The organism is Bradyrhizobium sp. CCBAU 53351, assembly GCF_015291745.1.
Lineage (GTDB): Bacteria > Pseudomonadota > Alphaproteobacteria > Rhizobiales > Xanthobacteraceae > Bradyrhizobium.
On the sequence record NZ_CP030059.1, the window covers coordinates 5,935,773 to 5,955,166 of the forward strand.

Here is a 19,394-nt window from a genome sequence, read left to right on the forward strand (position 1 = left end):
GATCGGCTGCCATTCCCAGGGAATAGGCCCCAGCGGCATACCGCATAGGTTGACGCCGGCCCCGTCAGCCAGTTGGATGCGCGCGCAAACAGGGGCACCTCATGACCTTCTCCAGCATCTTCGCGCAGTTCGTCGCGATCCTCGGCGGCATCGCGCTGCAATGGCGCAAGATGACGGGCACCGAGCCAGCGCCGGCTTGGGGCCTGAGCCCCGCCATTCCCGAAGCGAAGCCGCAAGGCGCGATCCCGACCTTGAAGATGCCGACCGCGCGCGGATGGAGCGAGGGCCAGAAACCGACGGTCGCGCCGGGCCTTGAGGTCAACGCGTTCGCCACCGGCCTCGACCATCCGCGCTGGATCGAGGTACTGCCGAATGGCGACGTGCTGATCGCGGAGGCGACGCAGATCGCGGGCGCGCCGAGGAGCGTGTTTCACTATGCGATGCAGGCGACGATGCGCCGCGCCGCCGCGCTCGGCGTGTCCGCCAACCGCATCACGCTGCTGCGCGACAGAGACGGCGACGGCGTCGCCGAAGTTCGCGGCGCCTTCATGGAGAACCTCAATCAGCCCTTCGGCATGGCGCTGGTCGGCGACACCTTCTATGTCGGCAACACCGACGGCGTGATGGCGTTTCCCTATGTCGCGGGGGCCGACCGCATCACCGCGCCGGGCAAGCGCCTCACGACTTTCAAGCCAGGCGGCCACTGGACGCGCAGCCTGCTCGCAAGCCCAGACGGCAAGAAGCTCTATGCCGGCGTCGGCTCGCTCAGCAACATCGCCGAGATGGGCATGGAGGTCGAGGAAGGCCGTGCCGCGGTGTACGAGCTCGACCTCGTCGCTGGCACGCATCGCATTTTCGGCGCCGGCTTGCGCAATCCCGTAGGCCTGGCCTGGGAGCCGAAAACGAACGTGCTCTGGACCGTCGTCAACGAGCGCGACGGGCTCGGCGACGAGACGCCGCCCGATTATCTCACCTCGGTGCGTGACGGCGGCTTCTACGGCTGGCCCTATTGCTATTGGGGCAAGACGGTTGACGACCGCGTGCCGCAGGATCCGGCGATGGTCGCCAAGGCGCTGCAGCCGGACTACGCGCTCGGCGGCCACACCGCTTCGCTCGGCCTGTGCTGGATGCCCGCGGGCACCCTGCCCGGCTTCGGCGACGGCATGGTGATCGGCCAGCACGGCTCGTGGAATCGCAGCAAGCTGTCCGGCTACAAGCTGGTGTTCATCCCGTTCGAGAACGGCAAGCCGTCCGGTCCGGGTCGCGACATCCTGTCGGGCTTCCTGTCCCCCGACGAGAAGGAATCCTACGGCCGCCCGGTGGGCGTGACGATCGGCCCCGACAAGAAATCGCTGCTGATGGCCGACGACGTCGGCAACGTGATCTGGCGCGTCACGGGAGCGTAGAGCCTCACGTCCCCACGCACAGGGTGGCGCGCTCCTTCTTGAGCAGCGCGATCACGGACAGTGCGGTGATCAACCCGGTCTTGGGATTCTCCGACGGGATGTTCTCGATGCCCATCGAGAACCTAGCCGAATCCGCGTCGACCTCGATGCGATGAACGTTGCGAGTCACGGTCGGGTCGGCCCAGACCTGGATCTGAGTGCGATCAGGCCCGATGCCCGCCAGCGACAGCGCAACGGCGACATTGACGTTCGCCGGAAAGCCTTTTGCGGCTTCGCGCGCGCTGCCCTCGAACAATTTCAGCGGCTCGCGCAGATTGTCGATATCGATGTTGTTCTGCACGATGAACGGCGCCCCCTTCAGCCCGTCGATCGGCTTGCGCGTCACCATCTTCACGGAATGAATGGTGCCGATGGCGGCGGCGTTGACGGCGTCGAGCCCGATCAGTGCGCCTGTCGGCACGATGATGCGGCCGCCATTGGCGCGGGCGAGATCGACGAGATCGAAATTATCGAGCAGGCCGCCGACGCTGACCACGACCGCGGCCTTGCCGCGCCTCACCGCGGGCTCGACGATGGAGCGCAGATGATGGCTCGGCGCGCATTCGACCACGATGTCGGCGGCCTCGCCGAGCTGCTCGAGCGGCAGGATTCGCGGCGGGCGGCGCAGGCTATCGAGGAATGCCTGATGCTTTGCGGGATCGCGCACCGCGACGGCGGACAGCGCCAGCCCCTCGATGCCCTGATCGAGCGCGGTCGCGATCTTGCTGCCGATCGAGCCCAGCCCGGCAATGGCAACGCGCAATTCACCCGGCGTCTTTTGTTCGCTCATCGCATCCACCTTCTCACCCTAGCCTACGTCATAGCCCCTCACGCCTCCCGCGCATAGCTGCGCAGGCGCGCCTCCAGCACCGCCAGCATGGCATCGCGAGCCGGATCGCGCGTGCCGCGCAGCCAGGCGGCGGCAAGCGGCAGCCGGCCGACCGGACCGCTCTGCCTCAGCCGGAGCGGCACGAAGCGCACGCCCGACACCGCCATCCGCGTGGTCCAGCGCGGCACGATCGCGACGCCGAGCCTGGTGGCCACCAGATGGATGATGGTCTGCTTCTCGTCGGCGACCTGCACGATGCGCGGTGTCAGCCCGGCCTGCTCGAACAGCTTGATCGTGAGATCGTGGCTGTGCGGCCGCGAGCGGCGATCCGGCACCAGCATCGCCTCGTCGGCGATGTCGGCCAGCGTGATCGACTTGCGCCTCGCCAGTGCATGCCGCTGCGGGAACGCCACGATCGCGGTCTCCTGGAGCAGATTGCGGAATTCGAGCCGCTTGTCCGCGCGGCCCGGCGGGCGGACGAAGGCAAGATCGAGCGCGCCGGTCAGCACCTTCGGCAGCAGCCGGACCGTCTTGTCCTCGAGAAGCTGCACTGCGATGTCAGGATGGCTCGCGCGAAAGTCGCGCAAGAGCGGCGGCAGCAGCCCGGCCGCCGCACTGTCGATGGCACCGATCCGCAGCCGCCGCGCGGCTCCCGCACGCGAGCGATTGCGAAGGCTGTTCTCGACGGCCTCGACCTTGGCGAGGATGGCACGGGCATCGCGCAGCAGCGTCGTGCCGTCCTCGGTGAGCGACACCGCGCGCGTGGTCCGCGCAAACAGCCGCGTGCCGAGATCCTCCTCCAGCAACCTGATCTGCCGGCCCAGCGCCGAGGGCAGCATGTGGAGCTGCTGCGCAGCGCGGCCGAAATGCAGCTGCTCGGCTGCCGCCACGAAGCACCGAAGCTGATGCAATTCCATTCCCGGCCCTCTCACCTCAGACGGCGATGATTATATCATTTTTTTGTATAAACCAGCGTCGCTTGAGACGGTTTGGGCCACCGTCTAGATTCGGCGCCGACGCAGCCCGCCGGATCCGGCGCGGCACCACTGACATCCCAAACGGAGCCTCCCATGCGCACCCATTCGATCGCGGCCATTCCCGCCGACGGCATCGGCCCCGAGGTGATCTCGGCCGGCATCCGCGTGCTGGAGGCGCTGGCACAGCGCAGCGGCGATCTCGCCTTCGACGTCAAGACGTTCGACTGGGGCTCGGACTATTACAAGAAGCACGGCGTGATGATGCCGGCCGACGGTCTCGCTGAGCTCAAGAAGTTCGACGCGATCTATTTCGGCGCAGTCGGTGCCCCCGACGTGCCCGATCACATCACGCTGTGGGGCCTGCGCCTGCCGATCTGCCAGGGCTTTGACCAATACGCCAATGTGCGGCCGACAAAGATCCTGCCCGGCGTCGCCTCGCCGCTGCGCAATGTCGGCGTCGGCGATCTCGACTGGGTGATCGTGCGCGAGAACTCGGAAGGCGAATATGCCGGCATGGGCGGCCGCGCGCACAAGGGCCTGCCGGAAGAGGTCGGCACCGAAGTCGCGGTGTTCACCCGCGTCGGCGTCACCCGCATCATGCGCTATGCGTTCCAGCTCGCGCAGTCGCGCCCGCGTAAATTCCTGACCGTGGTGACCAAGTCCAACGCCCAGCGCCACGGCATGGTGATGTGGGACGAGATTGCCGCCGAGGTCGCGACCGAATTCCCCGACGTGACCTGGGACAAGATGCTGGTCGATGCCATGACGGTGCGCATGACGCTGCATCCGAAGAGCCTCGACACCATCGTCGCGACCAATCTGCACGCCGACATCCTCTCCGATCTCGCCGGCGCGCTGGCGGGAAGCCTCGGCGTGGCGCCGACCGGCAATATCGATCCGCAGCGCCGCTTCCCCTCGATGTTCGAGCCGATCCACGGCTCGGCCTTCGATATCACCGGCAAGGGCATCGCCAATCCGGTCGCAACCTTCTGGACCGGCGCGCAGATGCTGGAGCATCTCGGCGAGAAGGATGCGGCGTTACGGCTGATGGCCGCCGTCGAGCGTGTCTGCGCCGCCGGCGTGCTGACGCCCGATGTCGGCGGCAAGGCGACGACGAAAGAAGTGACGGACGCCGTGATCGACGCGATCCACGGGTCGAACGTGTAGAGTCCAGCTTGGAGAGGCGAAGACGCCCTACTTCCGCTTCGTCGGAGCCGGCGGCGGCGTCGCCATCGCGGCGGTGGGCTCGGGCGGTGTCAGGTGGCGCGGGACGATGATGGTTTGCCCTGGGGTGAGCGGCGCATTCTCCGCCAGCGAGTTGCTCTGCGCCAGCGTCCACAGTGGCACGCGATTGGCGGCGGCGATGCTCTCCATGGTATCGCCCTTGCGCACCGGCACCCGCACGCCGGAATCCCACAATTCGACCAACGTATCGGCAGGCACGAGATAGCGCAGCGGCACGGCGTCGGCGTGGGTCTGCGGCGGAATGCGCTGCAACTGCTTCACCATCTCGACGATCTGGCGATGGATGTCGTCGGACTTCTCGATGTTGATGTGCGAGACGCGGCTATTCTCCTTGAGATCGTAGCTCGCGTAATGGCCGCGAAAGCCGGAGACCGCGACGACGTCACCGCCGCCGAGCACGCTGTCGGACAGGAAGATGTTGATGAAGCGCTCGACATTGAGCGGCACGTCGCCGGTCGCATGCGCGGGATCGATGGCGATGACGAGGCTGATCGGGATGTTCTCCTTGGCCGCCATCTCTGAGATGACGACCGAGCACAGCCCGCCCATGGAATGGCCGATCAGCACGATCGGCGCCGGGCTTTCCTTGTAGCTGGCGATGACACGATTGCCGACGAACCGGCACAGGGTGAATTCATAGACGTCGGCCGCGAAGCCGGCCTCGGTCAGTTTCTCGCCGAGCCTGTCCATGCCGGTCGAGAAGATCGGCCCCATGGCACCGCGGAACAGGTAGATCTTCGGCGGCGGCAGCGGCTCGAACGGCGGGGGCGGCGGCGCGGCAGGGACGGCGGCCGCCGCGGGCTTCGACTTGGCGGGTGAAGCGGCTGCTACGCCGGGATCCAGGGCGAGCAGCGCAATGGCTGCCAGCACGACAAGGCGCCTCAGATCAATCATCAGTCCAGCAGTCCCACCACGGAAGGCAGAGGCCTCCCCTTGGGGCTTAGTGACCACCGATTTGGTGAATTTTGGGGCGCAGGAACTGGGGCACGCGCCTATCAAAGACCCGTGATCTCATAACGGGGACTTTCTCGGCGCGGTCACTGTCTGTTCCTGAGCCGGCTGCGATGCGCGGCCTGCTTGGCGCGATTGCCGCAGACCGACATGATGCACCATCGCCGTGCCCGCCTGCGGGTGTGGTCGGCGAACAGCATCGTGCAGTTTTGGCCCTCGCATGCCTTCACGTCGGAAAAATCCTCGTCGCAGACAAACTTTGCCATTGCCTCGCCGATAGGCAGCAGCAGGGAGTCCGGCGACCGCCAGCGGCGCTTCATTCGTAGCGCGAGAACGCTGTCGTCGCCCGGCCCAGGCTCGATCCGCCTGAACATGTCGTCGCGCTCAAGCAAGCTGTTGAGCGGGCCGAGCTCGCGCAGTGCATTCCCCGTCAACGGCCGACCGGCATGCTTGCGCACGAAGCCGCGAAACCACTCGCGCAGGGCACGGGCCTGATCGGCGACCTTGTCGAGCTCGCCCGGCTTCGCGCGCGCCCTCAGTTCGTCCAGCTCCTCCGCCGGCACCAGCTTCGCCTGGGCCAGCCAGTCGATCAGGCCATCGCCGTCCCCGAGCCAGTCGACGGGCGTATCGACCGGCGTCGCCACCGAATTGAGGAAATCGAGGCCGAGCGAGTCGGCGATGAACATCGCGGGCGGTCTGTCCATGAGCGGTCCCAGAAACAAGGCTCACAAATATGTAACCTGTTAAAGCACGATTGACAAGTTACTCGAGAGTACGTAACCCTCAATACAGAACTCAACAGGTTATTCAATGGAGATGGCTATGACCCCGACCACCTATCGCACCGCCGATGTCGATGGTTTCAAGGTGGTCTATCGCGAGGCCGGCCCCAAGGGCGCGCCGAAGCTGCTGCTCCTGCACGGCTTCCCAAGCGCCGGCCACATGTTCCGCGACTTGATCCCGCTGCTGGCGGACAGGTTTCACATCGTGGCGCCGGACCTTCCCGGCTTCGGCCAATCGGACATGCCGCCGCGCGAAAACTTCGTCTACAATTTCGACAACATCGCCCATGTGATCGAGCGCTTCACCGAGGTGATCGGCTTCGATCGCTTTGCCGTCTACGTGTTCGACTATGGCGCGCCGACGGGCTTTCGGCTGGCGCTCAGCCATCCCGAGCGGATCAGGGCGATCATCTCGCAGAACGGCAACGCCTATGAGGACGGCCTCAGCGATGGCTGGACCCCGATCAAGGCCTATTGGCAGGATCCATCCGCTGCAAACCGCGAGGCGCTACGCGCCTTCCTCACGCCGGAGGCGACGCGCTGGCAATATACGCACGGCGTCCCTGACGCGACCCTGGTGTCGCCGGACGGCCAGAACCTCGACAATTTCTACCTGGCGCGCCCGGGCTCGGATGACGTGCAGCTCGACCTGTTCGGCGACTACAAGAGCAACGTCGCGCTCTACCCGCTCTTCCAGAGCTACTTCCGCACGCATAAGCCGCCGTTCCTGGCGGTGTGGGGCAGAAACGATCCCTTCTTCATTCCGCCCGGCGCCGAGGCGTTCAAGCGCGACAATCCCAACGCGGTGGTGCAGTTCTTCGACACCGGCCATTTTGCGCTGGAGACGCATGCGAAGGAGATCGCGGAGAGCATCCGTGCATTCTTGAAATGACGGCGGTAGGCACGACCGCGCGATAGCTTCGCGCGTGTCGGCATTATCGAGCTAGTCATGCGCGACGAAATCCGTCGCGCAGAACCGCTCAGTTCCTTGCTGGGGCCGTCGCCGCCGCCGAACGGGCCTGCCGCGGTGCGCCGCGTTCGGCGATCGGGGCTGCCGGAGCGCGCGAGCGCATGATGGCGGCGTCGATCTCGGCGATGACGCGGCGCTGGATCGCTTCGTTCTTGTCGATCGAGATGTGGCCGACGCCGGTGCCGCGCACGTCGACATTGTCGAGCTTGCCGCGCAGGCCCTGCGCGGCCCGCACCGGCTCACCGGGACCGTCGCCGATATAGATGTTGATGTAGCGCTCCGCGCCGGTCGAGAGCCTGGTCTTGAACACGGAGTCGAGACCGATCGCGAGCTTCACGGGCACGCCGAGCTGGTTGAGCTTGGCGATCATGTCGGGCAGCGCCGTGGCGCCGGAGGAATGGCCGACCAGGATGATGGTCTTGAGGCGGCCGGCCTTGTAGGCGGTCGCGGCTTCGTCGGCGAGCGAGGACCAGGACACGAAGTTGGCGACGGTGACCGGGACGCCTTGTGCCTGCAGCCGGGCGCCGATCGTGTCGAGCCCGAGCGAGAAGATGTTGAGCACGCCGCGGAGCAGGTAGACATGCGTGGTCGCGGCCTGGGCCTGGCTCGGTGCCGCGTTGGCGGAAACAGGGCTCATGGCAACAGCTGACAGCAGGAGCAGGCCCATCGCCCAGACGCGGAGGGCGGACAATTGGCTGGCGCCGGCGGTGTGACGGCCGTTCGGTCTCATCGATGTTTTCCCTGGGGACATACGCTTTGCGATTGGCCGGAATCGTAGCCATGGCCTGCTCGCAGACGCAACAAAGAGCCGCGTGAACGGCAATCTTAGCCACAGCCCGTGACCATCGCGCAACACTTGCCTGGAACCTGCCACCGAAGAGCCTGTTTTGAGACCATTTTTCTCCAGCCGATTGCGGCCGGGCAATGGCATTCCTATCTCAGGGCTCCGCTGACCCGCCCTCCCGGCAGAGGCCAGCCTCCCCCTCCCCAGCCCTTGCCCCTCATCCTCGCGGCCATCATGTCCTCCATCATTTCCGTCGCCAATTTGTCGAAGACCTATGGGTCCGGCTTCAAGGCGCTCAAGAACGTCAATCTCGATATCAAGCGTGGCGAAATCTTCGCGCTGCTCGGCCCGAACGGCGCGGGCAAGACCACGCTGATCTCCATCATCTGCGGCATCGCCAATCCGAGCGAGGGACGCGTCCTGGTCGGTGGCGGGGACATCCAGACCTCCTACCGCAAGGCACGCTCGCTGATCGGCCTTGTGCCGCAGGAATTGCACACCGATGCTTTCGAGAGCGTGTGGGCGACGGTGAGCTTCTCCCGCGGACTGTTCGGCAAGCCGAAGAACCCTGCGCATATCGAGAAGGTGCTGAAGGACCTCTCGCTGTGGGACAAGAAGGACAACAAGATCATCACGCTCTCCGGCGGCATGAAGCGCCGCGTGATGATCGCCAAGGCGCTATCGCACGAGCCGCAGATCCTGTTCCTGGACGAGCCCACCGCCGGCGTCGACGTCGAGCTGCGCAAGGGCATGTGGGAGGTCGTGCGCACGCTTCAGCAATCCGGCGTCACCATCATCCTCACCACGCATTACATCGAGGAAGCCGAGGAGATGGCCGACCGCATCGGCGTCATCAACAAGGGCGAGATCGTGCTGGTCGAGGACAAGGCGACCTTGATGCAGAAGCTCGGCAAGAAGCGGCTGACGCTGCATCTGCAGGGCAAGATCGCCGCACTGCCGGAAAGCCTTCATCATTACGAGCTCGAGCTCTGCGACAACGGCGCAACGCTGGTCTACGACTACGACACCAAGGGCGAGCGCACCGGCATCACCAGCCTGCTCGGCGATCTCCGCACCGCCGGCATCCGCTTCAACGATCTCGACACGACGCAATCGTCGCTCGAGGACATCTTCGTCGACCTCGTGAGGACGTCATGAATCACCGCGCCATCCGCGCCATCTATTTGTTCGAAATGGCGCGCACCTGGCGCACGCTGCTGCAAAGCATCGTCTCGCCGGTGGTTTCCACCTCGCTGTATTTCGTGGTGTTCGGCGCCGCGATCGGCTCGCGCATCAGCCAGGTCGAGGGCGTCAGCTACGGCACCTTCATCGTGCCGGGCCTGATCATGCTCTCCGTGCTGACGCAGAGCATCGCCAACGCCTCGTTCGGCATCTACTTCCCGAAGTTCACCGGCACGATCTACGAGATCCTGTCGGCACCGATTTCCTACTTCGAGATCGTGCTGGGCTATGTCGGCGCCGCCGCGACCAAGTCGATCATTCTGGGCCTGATCATCCTGGCCACAGCCGGGCTGTTCGTGCCGCTGCATATCCATCATCCCATCTGGATGCTGGCCTTCCTGGTGCTGACGGCGGTGACGTTCAGCCTGTTCGGCTTCATCATCGGCATCTGGGCCGACGGCTTCGAGAAGCTGCAGATGATCCCGATGCTGGTGGTGACGCCGCTGACCTTCCTCGGCGGCAGCTTCTATTCCATCGACATGCTGCCGCCCACCTGGCGCACGGTGGCGCTGCTCAACCCGGTCGTCTATCTGATCTCCGGCTTCCGCTGGAGCTTTTACGAGATCGCGGACGTCAGCATCTCCGTCAGTATCGGCATGACGCTGGCGTTCCTGGTGATCTGCCTGGTCGTGATCTGGTGGATCTTCCGCACGGGTTATCGGCTGAAGAATTGATCTGTCGTTCCGGGGCATGCGATGCGTGCGCCCCGGAATGACTTCGGCGGCAGTCACCTGTAACAGTGGAAGTGGTGATACCCGTCGTAATATCCGCGGCAGCGGTGGCGGTAATGACGGTGGGGAATGCCGAACACGCCCTCCACCGCGCCCACGGCGCCTCCAACACCGGCCCCGACTGCGCCACCAACCACGCCTCCAACGGGACCGGCAATCCGGTTGCCTTCATAGGAGCCTTCCTGCGCACCGCGCACGATGCCCTGAGCGTGGCCGGCGTGCGGCAAGGCCAACAGCGCAAGCAGGCTGGCTGCGGCGAACAGCAGGCGGACGGGCAAGCCGGCCGGGAGCGCTGCGGCGGAGATACGGGCTTTGTTCATGTTCGACCCCAGGGGAAATAAAAGAGGTAGCGGCGGCGGACGCCGCCTGTCGAGGGTGGTGGTGCTCAACGCCCGGGGCAGCCGGATGGTTGCGCCTTTGTGACGAATTGTCGGCGTTGTGAGCGCGCGTCAGCTCGCGAAAATGTCAGCAGCGCCGGCAGCCGCGCGGCACAAAGCGGCCTTGCTTACGCCCGACGTCACGTTAACGATGGCTGAAGCAGGCCGCTGGAACGAAAGCCGGATTGCAGGCATATTGCACGCCGGGGACGGAGAGCCGCGGCGGCTAGCGAGAAGAGGCCGGAGGCCAGGATTCAAATGCGTTTCCAGATGCGTTCATTTTTCATTGCTTTCACCTCCCTGATGCTTTTGAGCGCGGGCACCGCGCAGGCCAAGGTCGAGATCACCGTCGACAAGGACAATCAGCAGATGACCGTCGCGGTCGACGGCGTCGCGCGCTATCACTGGCCGGTGTCGACCGGCATCCCCTCGCGCGAGACGCCGAACGGCGCGTTCCGCACCTTCCGCATGGAAGAGGATCACTACTCCAAGGAGTTCGACGACGCGCCGATGCCGCACGCGATCTTCTTCACCAAGGTCGGTCACGCCATCCACGGCACGGATTCCGTCGGCCGTCTCGGCTCGCCCGCCTCCCATGGTTGCGTCCGGCTGTCGCGCCAGAACGCCTCGACGCTCTATGCGCTGGTGCAGCAGCAGGGCGTGCTCAACACCACGGTGACGCTGACCGGCTCGGCCCAGGTGGCGCTGGCGCGCAATCCGCGCGGCCGCGCCAATGCTGCGGTGGCCCGCGCTCCCCAGCAGCCCGTCGAAGAGCAAGTCGCTACCACAGGCGATCCCGTGAACCTGACGCCGCCGGCGCAGCCCGCGCGCCGCTACATGCCGCAGGACGACAACTACATCTATCCCGCGGACGGCAGCGACACCGGCGCGCGCTATCCGGCGCCGCGTTCGGCCACCCGCCCGCTCTATGACGCGCAGGTCTATCAGCAGCAGCCGCAGCAATATTACAATCAGGGCTACGGCCAGCAGGGGTATTATTATCAGCCGCAACCCCGGCAGGTTTATCAGCCGCGCGGCTATTACTACCAGAATTGAAGCGGTCGCTTCTCCCCGCCGTCGGTGGTCAGCGCTAATAAGCGATAGCTATTCGAGGCACCATGCCGTCACGTGCCACGACGATTCTGACCGTGCTCTCAGTTCTGATCATGGGGCGGGCCATGGCGTTTGATCTCGAGGCGCATCGCGGCGGGCGGGCGCTGTTGCCGGAAAACACCCTGCCGGCCTTCGCCAACGCGTTGTCGATGGGCGTCGACACGCTGGAGCTCGACGCCGGCGTGACCGCGGACGGCGAGATCATCGTGTCGCATGAGCGCGGGCTCAATCCTGATCTCACGCGCAACGCCGACGGCGCGTATATTCCCGCGCCCGGCACGCCTTTCGTGAAGCTGCGGCTGGAGGAGGTCAAGACCTACGACGTCGGCCAGATCCGGCCGGACAGCAACTATGCGAAGCAATTCCCCGACCAGCGCGCCATGCCGGGGACGCGCATTCCGACGCTGGGCGAGCTGTTCGCGCTGGTGCGGAAATCCGGCAACGCGCGGGTGCGATTCAACATCGAGACCAAGATCGACCCGAACCATCCGGACGACACGCTCGATCCGCAAGCCTTTGTCACGAAGCTGCTTGGGCTGATCCGGTCCGAGGCGTTTTCCGACAGGGTCATGATCCAGTCCTTCGACTGGAGGACCTTGCAGCTCGTCCAGCAGCAGGCACCGAAGATCCCGACGGTGTACCTGACGCTCCAGCGCGGCTCGGGGCAGACGGTGGCGCTGGACAAGGCGACGAACTGGACCGCTGGCTTCAGCCCGGCCGATCACGGCGGCTCGCTGCCGCGGACGATCAAGGCAGCAGGCGGCGCGATCTGGTCGCCCTATTTCGGCGATGTCACCGCTGCGCTCGTTTCCGAAGCTCGAGCGCTCGGATTGCGCGTGGTGGTGTGGACGGTCAACAAGCGTGAGGACATGGCGCGGATGATCGAGCTCGGCGTCGACGGGATCATCTCGGATCGCCCGGATCTGCTGCGACAGGTGGCGGGCGAGAAGGGAATTGCGCTGCCGGCGGGGACGCCGGTCGAGCCGTAGAAGCCTCTCGCCTTGTAGCCCGGATGGAGCGAAGCGCAATCCGGGAGAAGTGCCCACCACGCACGAGCGGCCCCGGATTACGCTTCGCTCCATCCGGGCTACGAAGTTACGAAGTGGCCCTATTCCCCGTCCCGCAAGCGCCGGTACAGCGCGCCCAGGATGTTGGAATAGTCGTCCGTCCAGACCCGCACCCTGTCGTCGGCTTCGGTCTGCTCCCAGGACTTGGATGAGGCAAGCCGGCCGATATCTGCTTCCTCCCGCGCGGAGATGACGACGTCGGTGGAGAAGATGTAGTCACCATCCCGCCCGGAATCCTCGTTGAAGACCCAGCTCTTGAGATCGTTGGCATCCGCAATGCCGACCACGACGGTCTCGAGATCGAGATGCCGGTTGGAGACGTGCATCACCACGGCGCCATGCGGCGCGAGCTTGTCCTTATAGATCTTCATCGCCTCTTCGGTGGCGAGATGAATCGGGATCGCATCCGACGAATAGGCATCGACGATGATGAGGTCGTAGGCGCCGTCGGGCTCCTTGGCAAAGGTGAGCCGCGCATCGCCGATCACCGGCTTCATGTCCGGCATGCAGCTCGAGATGTAGCGGAAATTCTTGGGGTCACGCGCCGCATCCACCATCGACTGGTCGATCTCGAAGAATTTCCAGTCCTCGCCAGGCACTGCGGCACACGCGAGCGTGCCGGAGCCGACGCCGATCGCGGCGACCTTGAGCGGCGTGCCCTTGCGTTCGCGGATCGCGCTGACGGCCTGACCGATGCCGCCGTCCTTGTGGTAATAGGTGATCGGCTCGGGGCGGCCCGCGACCGGCGTGCCGTCATTATTGCGGAAGCGTTCGGCGCCGTGGATGGTGGTGCCGTGCATCAGCACATGGAAATAGCCGCCGGGCGTCACCACGATCTTGTGCACGCCGAAGAAGCTGCGCACCGTCGTGACGCGGCCCTCGTCCGCGGGATAGACGCGGATCAACGCCAGCGCGAGCACGACGGTGGCAAAGATCTTCCAGCGTCCGGCATTGAGCGCCAGCGCAAGCAGCGCGGCAAGCACGCCGACGCCGCCAGCGACCCAGACGCGGTGATCCTCGAACCAGGTCGACAGATTCCCGGTGGCGTATGACGGCGCGACGAGCGCGATCGCAAGCGCGGCGAGCCCCAGCCAATACCATTTGACGACACCGGCAAACCGCTCGTTTGCGGCCGGCCGGCACAGCGCAGCAAGCGCGACCAGGATCGGATATTCGGCGATCCAGGAGAAGGTGAAGGGCGCGACGAGGCCGGCAAAAAGCCCGCCGACCATGCCGCCGAACGACAGCGCGACATAGAAGCCGGTGAGATATTTGGCTGCGGGGCGGGTCCGTGCCAGCTCGCCGTGGCAGGCCATGGCGATGACGAAGAAGCACAATTGATGGCCGCCGAGCGTCAGCAGCAGATTCTGCTCGCCGCCGAAGGCGAGCAGAACGACGACGCCTGCGATCGCGACCGGCTGCAGCATCAGCATCCATTTGTGCGGCAGCAGCGGCCGCGACTGGAACACCACGACCCAGGTGAGCAGATACAGCGACAGCGGCAGCACCCACAGCAGCGGCGCCGCCGCAACGTCGGTCGAGATGTGCGCGGTGACGGCGATGAGCAGACCCGACGGCACCGCGGCCAGGAAGATCCAGCGCAGCCGCGTCAGGAACGCCGGCGCTGGCGCATTGATGTCCTCGGTTTTCGGGTCGACCACCGCCAGCTTCGGCGAGCGCAACAACAGCGCACCGCAGGCGGCGATCAAGAGAATCAGGACGCCATAACCGGCAGTCCAGAGCCGGTTCTGCATGTGCAGTGTGAACGCCGGCTCCAGCAGGAACGGATAGGACAGCAGCGCGAGGAAGCTGCCGATGTTGGAGGAGGCATAGAGGAAATAGGGATCATGTCCGGCCGGATGGCCGGTGCGGACGAACCAGGCCTGCAACAGCGGATTGTTGGCGGCGAGCGCAAAGAACGGCAGGCCGATCGAGACCACGAACAGGCCGAGCAGCCAGAACGCATAACCGGACGCCGGCGGCTCGCCATAGGCCGAGGCGATACCGAGAGGCAGCGTGGCAAAGGCCGCGATCAGCAGCACCAGATGCACGGCCACCGGAACGACGCGGCTCCTCGCCTGCATCAACAGATGCGCATAGGCATAGCCCGCCAGCAGCAGCGACTGAAAGAACACCATCGCCACCGACCACACCGCCGGCGAGCCGCCGAGCCGCGGCAGCACCATCTTCGTGAACAGCGGCTGCACCGAGAACAGCAGCAGCGCGCTGACGAAGATCGCAGCGGTGTAGACCGTCAGCAGCAGCCGGTTGCGCGAGGCGGACGGCTGCTCCGTGGCGGCGGGTTGCACGATCGAATCCATGGAAGCTCCGGCTCAAGACCCGGCGGGCGCCGGACGCGCGCAATGGAGCACAAGGCGCCTGAACGGGCAATAAAGGGGCGCGTGATGTTGCAGCGAGGATTGCTTGATATAGAGATGTCATTCCGGGTCTGGTCCTTCGGACCATCCCGGAATGACGGTGGAACAATTTGAATCTCTCATGACCGAAACCGACGTCGTCATCATCGGCGCTGGCCATAACGGCCTCACCTGCGCGGCCTATCTCGCGATGGCGGGCCTACGCGTGCGCGTGGTCGAGCGCCGCAAGGTCGTCGGGGGTGCCGCGGTCACGGAGGAGTTTCACCCGGGATTCCGCAATTCGGTCGCGGCCTATACCGTGAGCCTGCTCAATCCGCAGGTGATCCGCGATCTCAAGCTCACTGAACAGGGCCTGCGCATCGTCGAACGGCGTGCCCAGAACTTCCTGCCCGCGCCCGACGGCAGCTATCTCCTCACCGGCGAGGGCCGGACGAAGGCATCGGTCGAGCGGTTGAGTGCGCATGACGCAGGCGCGCTCGACGGGTTTTCACGCGAGCTGGAAGACATCGCCGACGTGCTCAGGCAGTTCGTGCTGCGGGCGCCGCCGAACCTCGTCGACGGCTTTGGCACCGCGGCCATCCGCGAAGGCGTCAACGCCTGGAAGACTGCCAATATCCTGCGCGGCCTCACGCTGGAGCAGAGCCGCAGCCTGCTCGATCTCTTCACCCGCTCGGCCGGCGAGATGCTGGACGAGCGCTTCGAGCATGATCTGGTCAAGGCGCTGTTCGGGTTCGATGCCATCGTCGGCAACTATGCCAGCCCCTACGCCGCCGGCTCGGCCTATGTGATGCTGCATCACGCCTTCGGCGAGGTGAACGGCAAGAAGGGTGTCTGGGGTCACGCCATCGGCGGCATGGGCGCGATCACGCAGGCGATGGCGCGCGCGGCGCGCGAGCGCGGCGTCGTGATCGACACGGATGCCGGCGTGCGCGAGGTGATCGTCGAGCGCGACCGCGCGGTCGGCATCGTGCTGGAGAACGGCGAGACGATCCGCGCGAAATATGTCGCGGCCAACGTCAATCCAAAGCTGCTCTACTCGCGTCTGATCGCAGCCGAGGCCCTGCCTGCGGACTTCCTCGCCCGTATCCGGCACTGGAAGAACGGCTCCGGCACCTTCCGCATGAACGTGGCGCTGGATCGCCTGCCCTCCTTCACGGCGCTGCCGGGCGAAGGCGACCATCTCTCGTCCGGCATCATCCTGGCGCCGAGCCTCGACTATATGGACCGCGCCTATCTCGACGCGCGGGCGGAAGGCTGGAGCCGCTCGCCCGTCGTCGAGATGCTGATCCCCTCCACGCTCGACGACACGCTGGCGCCCGCGGGACGGCATGTCGCGAGCCTGTTCTGCCAGCACGTCGCGCCGGAGCTTCCGGATGGAAAATCGTGGGATGACCATCGCGACGAGGTCGCCGATCTCATGATCGCGACGGTGGATAGCTACGCGCCGGGTTTTGCGGCGAGCGTGCTGGGCCGCCAGGTCCTGTCCCCGCTTGACCTCGAACGGCAGTTCGGACTTCTCGGCGGCGACATCTTCCACGGCGCGCTGACTTTGAATCAGCTGTTCTCGGCACGGCCGATGCTGGGCCATGCCGATTATCGTGGACCGTTGAAGGGCCTCTACCATTGCGGCTCCGGCGCCCATCCCGGCGGCGGCGTCACCGGTGCGCCCGGCCACAATGCGGCGCAGGCGATCCTGAGGGATCACCGATCGCTGTTCGGAAGCCGTGGATAGGCCTGTGGACAGCCTGTTGGCGGCGCTGTGGAGAGGCTGCGGATGCGTGGGCCAGAACCTCATGACGAGCCTGGGGAAGCACGGTGGAAGAGCGCAGGAACAATTGCGGGAAAAGCGGGTGGATAGCGTCCCGGATAAGCAGCGGACAACCTGTGAGTCATCGAAAGCGCTGGCCAAAAACGACATCGCCCGCAAGGGGGAATTCCCCTCGCGGGCGGTGATCAGGAATAGCCTCAGAAGAAAAACAGCCCCGCTGGGAAATGGAGGCGGAATTTACTTCAAGGAGGTGTTAATCGACGTGAACTTGTCGTTCATGGTGCTACCCAGGCTGTTCACCACGGTGATGATCGCCAGGGCGATGCCCGCGGCAATCAGACCGTATTCGATCGCCGTTGCACCGGACTCATCCGACCAGAACTTCCAAATCATGTTCTTCAAGACTCGCCTCCGTTTCAATTTCAAATTGCGCTGTCTGAATTCGACATCCGAAAATGTACGGGGCGCGACCTTCGACCCGGTTAACCCGGGAACCGCAACTTTCGCGGAAAATCGCCGACAAAAGTTCCAAAAATTGAACCCAATGGAACCCTGAATGCAGCCTTCTCCAACCCATCGCGCCAGCTTTTCGATCGGCAGCGAGGCCGACCCGAGGCGCGTCGTCGACGTGCTCACCGAGGTGTTTTTCGAGGGCGACGCCGCGGTCGCGGCGTTCGAGCGGCCGGACGGACAATGGGACGTCACGCTTCATTTCGCCGAGGCGCCCGATCAGGCTTGGCTGCGCCAACTCATTGTAAATTCAGCAGGAAATGAGATTGCAGCGACGCTTGTCTTCGACACGATCGAGGCGAAGGACTGGGTCAAGGCCAGCCTGGAAGACCTGGTCCCGGTGCCGGCCGGCCGTTTCGTCGTGCACGGCAGCCACGACCGCGACCGGGTGGCGCCGAACAAGCTCGCCATCGAGATCGAGGCGGCGCTCGCCTTCGGCACGGGCCACCACGGCACGACGCGCGGCTGTTTACTGCTGCTTGACCATGTCCTGAAGAGTTCCCGTCCGAGGAACCTGCTCGACCTCGGCACCGGGACCGGCGTGCTGGCCATTGCCGCGGCGAAAGCGCTGCATCGCCACGTGCTCGCCTCCGACATCGACCCGCCGTCGGTGCGGGTGGCAGCCGAAAATGCGATGCTGAATGAAGCTGGCACCCATGTGCGGGTGATCCGCGCCACCGGATTCGCCGCGCCGGATTTCGGACGGGCCGGTCCGTTCGACCTGGTGCTGGCCAACATCCTTGCCAACCCCTTGCGGCAATTGGCGGGCCCGATGGCGCGGCATCTCGCGCCCGGCGGACGCGTCATCCTCTCCGGCCTGCTGACGCACCAGGCCCCCGCCGTGATCGCCGCCTATCGCGCGCGCGGGCTCGTGCCGCTGAAGCATCTGCGAATCGAGGGGTGGAGCAGTCTGTTGTTGCGACGCACTTACAGAACCTAGTCGTACCGCGCCCACCTTCTAGCTCTAGTTGCGCAAGCCGAATGATGAGGTACATTACGCTTCAAATTGATTTGAATTCTGCCATTTTCAGGGTGATCGCGGATGACCCAGAGCATCATATTGCTGGCGATTGGAGCGGTAGTCGTTGCATCGCTTTTCATTTGGTCGAGACGCTCTCCGACGCCGAGCGGAGCAGATACCAGCGCCAACAACAAGAAGTACGATGAGATCGTAAGGCTTGCCATCGACGATGCCGCGCAACTATTGGCGTATGCCTCACGGACCGGCACTTCGTTGAACAGCGCCGACGTACAGGCCATCATTCTGGCGCATAGCGCGGGAAATTCAATCACGCCTGAGCAAGAAGCCACTTTCTGGACCGCGGCGTCTGCGATTTCCAAGGCTATCTCTCCAGTCACCTTGGAAACGATCAAGTCAACGAATTCCGCCGACGGAAAGAGCGCCGCCGCACGAGCGGCGAGCAGCTATCGAATTCGAACGATGGTCACGCTCGTTGCACTCCTTGTATTTCAAATCTATTGGCTCGTGGGCGCCACGATCTGCACAGATCTGAAGGAAATCAGGGGACGACTCGAAACCCTCGCCGAGCAGGGCAGCAAAGAGGGGGCAGCGGCGAGAGCTCTGAACGACAAGGATCCAGACTATGCCGCAAAGAAGGTTCTAGCGGATCAAGTATTTGACCGCTGGGACAGCCTGCTATGGCAGGAAAAGATAAGCGCTTGGGCAGACTTCGAGGTATTGAGGAACTGGAACGTCCTGAAATTGGTGCTCATTCCAAAGAGCGAAAGCGCACCCCTTCCAGAGTCGAGCTTGGCAACCACAAAGGACGGAGAACGTCGCGCGGACGAAATCAAAGAGACTGATCACTTTCTTTGGGTCTTTACCCCAGGAAATGCGGAGCAAATTCAAACGGCTCAAATCGTTCTTACTGCCCTGCTGAAGTACGTCTTGCCGATCTTATACGGCGCGCTCGGCGCAAGCGCCTACATCGTGCGAATGATCGCGGACGAAGTCAGGAGCTACACCTTCTCACGCGACTCGATTGTGCGTTACGAGCTTCGATATTACTTGGGCGCGGTGGCGGGCTTTTCCATCGCCTGGTTCACTTCAGAATCGAAATCCACTGAAACAGCCGGAATATTGCAATCTCTTTCGCCCTTAGCGCTGGCGTTTTTGGCGGGCTATAGTGTCGATCTTCTCTTTTCATTCCTGGACAGGTTGGCTTCTGCCTTCTCATCTCCGGCGCCTAAGCAAAGCGGTTGAC

At 64.5% G+C, this 19,394-nt stretch carries 18 protein-coding genes; 10 read left to right on the forward strand and 8 right to left on the reverse strand.

Annotated elements, in window-relative coordinates:
* The first annotated feature begins 101 nt into the window (after window positions 1–101).
* Window positions 102–1,406: a sorbosone dehydrogenase family protein gene (locus tag XH83_RS28225; protein ID WP_194403899.1), complete on the forward strand. Its 1,305-nt coding sequence runs from the start codon at window positions 102–104 to the stop codon at window positions 1,404–1,406.
* Between the two features lie 4 nt (window positions 1,407–1,410).
* On the opposite strand, the gene XH83_RS28230 is transcribed toward XH83_RS28225, so the two are convergent.
* Complete coding sequence (locus XH83_RS28230) at window positions 1,411–2,235, reverse strand: aspartate dehydrogenase (protein ID WP_194403900.1); 825 nt, start codon at window positions 2,233–2,235, stop codon at window positions 1,411–1,413.
* Between the two features lie 38 nt (window positions 2,236–2,273).
* Complete coding sequence (locus tag XH83_RS28235) at window positions 2,274–3,191, reverse strand: LysR substrate-binding domain-containing protein (protein ID WP_194403901.1); 918 nt, start codon at window positions 3,189–3,191, stop codon at window positions 2,274–2,276.
* 153 nt (window positions 3,192–3,344) lie between these two features.
* On the opposite strand from XH83_RS28235, the gene XH83_RS28240 reads away from it, so the two are divergent.
* The gene (locus XH83_RS28240) at window positions 3,345–4,418 is read left to right on the forward strand and encodes a tartrate dehydrogenase (RefSeq protein WP_194403902.1); all 1,074 of its coding nucleotides are present in this window, start codon (window positions 3,345–3,347) and stop codon (window positions 4,416–4,418) included.
* A gap of 27 nt (window positions 4,419–4,445) precedes the next feature.
* On the opposite strand, the gene XH83_RS28245 is transcribed toward XH83_RS28240, so the two are convergent.
* Window positions 4,446–5,390: a LysM peptidoglycan-binding domain-containing protein gene (locus tag XH83_RS28245; RefSeq protein WP_194403903.1), complete on the reverse strand. Its 945-nt coding sequence runs from the start codon at window positions 5,388–5,390 to the stop codon at window positions 4,446–4,448.
* A 143-nt stretch (window positions 5,391–5,533) separates the two neighbouring features.
* Window positions 5,534–6,151: an ABATE domain-containing protein gene (locus XH83_RS28250; RefSeq protein WP_194403904.1), complete on the reverse strand. Its 618-nt coding sequence runs from the start codon at window positions 6,149–6,151 to the stop codon at window positions 5,534–5,536.
* Window positions 6,152–6,269: 118 nt separating this feature from the next.
* Between XH83_RS28250 and XH83_RS28255 the strand changes: the two genes are divergently transcribed.
* A complete protein-coding gene (locus XH83_RS28255) occupies window positions 6,270–7,121 on the forward strand; it encodes an alpha/beta fold hydrolase (protein WP_194403905.1) in 852 nt (283 codons plus the stop codon).
* 88 nt (window positions 7,122–7,209) lie between these two features.
* Here XH83_RS28255 and XH83_RS28260 read toward each other — a convergent pair whose 3' ends face one another.
* The gene (locus XH83_RS28260) at window positions 7,210–7,929 is read right to left on the reverse strand and encodes a hypothetical protein (protein ID WP_194403906.1); all 720 of its coding nucleotides are present in this window, start codon (window positions 7,927–7,929) and stop codon (window positions 7,210–7,212) included.
* A 288-nt stretch (window positions 7,930–8,217) separates the two neighbouring features.
* Between XH83_RS28260 and XH83_RS28265 the strand changes: the two genes are divergently transcribed.
* Window positions 8,218–9,141 (forward strand): ABC transporter ATP-binding protein, encoded by a 924-nt coding sequence (locus tag XH83_RS28265; RefSeq protein WP_194403907.1) that lies wholly within the window; start codon window positions 8,218–8,220, stop codon window positions 9,139–9,141.
* Entirely contained in the window at window positions 9,138–9,899 is a 762-nt protein-coding gene (locus tag XH83_RS28270; protein WP_194403908.1) for an ABC transporter permease, read from the forward strand. Before XH83_RS28265 ends, XH83_RS28270 begins: the two co-directional genes overlap by 4 nt.
* A 53-nt stretch (window positions 9,900–9,952) precedes the next feature.
* On the opposite strand, the gene XH83_RS28275 is transcribed toward XH83_RS28270, so the two are convergent.
* Complete coding sequence (locus XH83_RS28275; RefSeq protein ID WP_194403909.1) at window positions 9,953–10,276, reverse strand: hypothetical protein; 324 nt, start codon at window positions 10,274–10,276, stop codon at window positions 9,953–9,955.
* 315 nt (window positions 10,277–10,591) lie between these two features.
* On the opposite strand from XH83_RS28275, the gene XH83_RS28280 reads away from it, so the two are divergent.
* Window positions 10,592–11,389: a L,D-transpeptidase gene (locus XH83_RS28280; RefSeq protein WP_194403910.1), complete on the forward strand. Its 798-nt coding sequence runs from the start codon at window positions 10,592–10,594 to the stop codon at window positions 11,387–11,389.
* A 62-nt stretch (window positions 11,390–11,451) separates the two neighbouring features.
* A complete protein-coding gene (locus XH83_RS28285; protein ID WP_194403911.1) occupies window positions 11,452–12,435 on the forward strand; it encodes a glycerophosphodiester phosphodiesterase in 984 nt (327 codons plus the stop codon).
* A gap of 119 nt (window positions 12,436–12,554) precedes the next feature.
* On the opposite strand, the gene XH83_RS28290 is transcribed toward XH83_RS28285, so the two are convergent.
* Window positions 12,555–14,834 carry a fused MFS/spermidine synthase gene (locus tag XH83_RS28290; protein WP_194403912.1) on the reverse strand — a complete coding sequence of 760 codons (2,280 nt, stop codon included), beginning with the start codon at window positions 14,832–14,834 and terminating at the stop codon, window positions 12,555–12,557.
* A gap of 178 nt (window positions 14,835–15,012) precedes the next feature.
* Between XH83_RS28290 and XH83_RS28295 the strand changes: the two genes are divergently transcribed.
* Window positions 15,013–16,623, forward strand: a complete 1,611-nt coding sequence (locus XH83_RS28295; RefSeq protein WP_194403913.1) for an NAD(P)/FAD-dependent oxidoreductase — start codon at window positions 15,013–15,015, stop codon at window positions 16,621–16,623.
* A 273-nt stretch (window positions 16,624–16,896) separates the two neighbouring features.
* On the opposite strand, the gene XH83_RS28300 is transcribed toward XH83_RS28295, so the two are convergent.
* Entirely contained in the window at window positions 16,897–17,052 is a 156-nt protein-coding gene (locus XH83_RS28300; protein ID WP_371746368.1) for a Flp family type IVb pilin, read from the reverse strand.
* 163 nt (window positions 17,053–17,215) lie between these two features.
* Here XH83_RS28300 and XH83_RS28305 point away from each other — a divergent pair, with 163 nt between their 5' ends.
* Entirely contained in the window at window positions 17,216–18,109 is an 894-nt protein-coding gene (locus tag XH83_RS28305; RefSeq protein ID WP_194403915.1) for a 50S ribosomal protein L11 methyltransferase, read from the forward strand.
* Between the two features lie 102 nt (window positions 18,110–18,211).
* Window positions 18,212–19,393: a hypothetical protein gene (locus tag XH83_RS28310; RefSeq protein ID WP_194403916.1), complete on the forward strand. Its 1,182-nt coding sequence runs from the start codon at window positions 18,212–18,214 to the stop codon at window positions 19,391–19,393.
* Window position 19,394: the final 1 nt, after the last annotated feature.